This is a genomic window from Oleiphilus sp. HI0043, from assembly GCF_001634935.1.
Genome location: NZ_LWEY01001748.1, coordinates 1 through 1,222 on the forward strand (window position 1 = coordinate 1; position 1,222 = coordinate 1,222).

General features: G+C 49.1%; 1 protein-coding gene and 1 pseudogene. Both read right to left on the minus strand.

The window, feature by feature from the left end:
• A pseudogene (locus tag A3729_RS26720) lies at window positions 1-253 on the minus strand (flagellar motor switch protein FliG); the annotation flags it as partial.
• On the minus strand, window positions 246-1,222 hold a 977-nt coding region (gene fliF / locus A3729_RS26725; protein ID WP_156498158.1), incomplete at its 5' end, for a flagellar basal-body MS-ring/collar protein FliF. The pseudogene A3729_RS26720 and the gene fliF, both read right to left, overlap by 8 nt.

Sequence of the window (1,222 nt, forward strand, 5' to 3'; positions counted from 1 at the left end):
ACTCATCAGAACCGATTCCCATACCCGTTTGGGATCCGACAGCCTCCAGAAACTCGATCATTACCCCTTCGACCTGTTCCTGACTAATATCTTTCAATGCCGCCATAGAGGTACCCACCCGCTGTACTTCTTTTGGCCCCATATGCTTCAAAACCTGGGCAGCGTCCGCTTCACCCAGGCTCATTAGTAAAATCGCAGCAGCATCTACCCGCGAAACTTTTGGCAGCTTTTTATCGCCGTCACCATCAGTCATCTACATTTACCCATTGACGAATTACCTGAGCAACCCTAGCAGGGTCCTCAGCAATCAAACCTTTCAAGGCATTAAGTTGTCGATCAAAACCTTCCGAAGCCCCCGGTAACAGAAACTCATCAGAGGCACTCAAAGTAACTCGTTCTCCTGCCTCACCTTCACTCATGGCATCCATCTGTGCCAAACCGTCCTCATCTCCCGCTAAAGCAAGCTCTTTCGCTTGAGCGCCAGCTTCAGAAAGATTCTTAAACACTGGTCGAATGACGGTAAAGATAATAATCAAGGCGAACAACATTGCTATGCCTTTGGGCACCAGCTCTTTGAACCACGCCTGTTCCCATATTTCCGGCTCTTGTACGGCTTCCACAAACTTAGGTGCAAAAGGCGTATTAATCACATTTACGCTATCACCTCGTGCGGCTGAGTACCCTACCGCATTCCTTACCAATAGCGTCAAACGCTCAAGCTCTTCAGCCGTCCATGTAGTATAGCTTACCTCACCTGTTTCCGGGTTGATATTCTGTATATCATCAATTGCTACAGCAACCGTTAAGCGCTTTAGCCTACCTTGCTGGTGACGTGTGTAGCTGATTGTGCGGTCCACCTCAAAATTGCGAGTGGTTTGCTTACGCACATTTGTCGGTAAACCTCCTTCACCAGCGCCAGCACCGTTGGCTACTTCAGGGGCAGCACCCGCTGCGGGAGGCTGATTAGCAAGCGCGCCTGGTACACCGCCATCTGTCATCATCTGGCGCTGCTCATCCAAGGTTTGTTCACTTCGGACTGCTTGCATGTCAGGGTTGTAAAACTCTTCCGTTTCTTCAACCTGGGTAAAATCCACATCAGCCGAGACTTCTGACCTGAAACGATCCGCCCCGAGGATAGGACTCAATATACCTGTAATTCGCTCATTTAGAACTTTTTCCATTTTACGCGAATACTCAAACTCCCTTGAAACCAGCTTGTCTT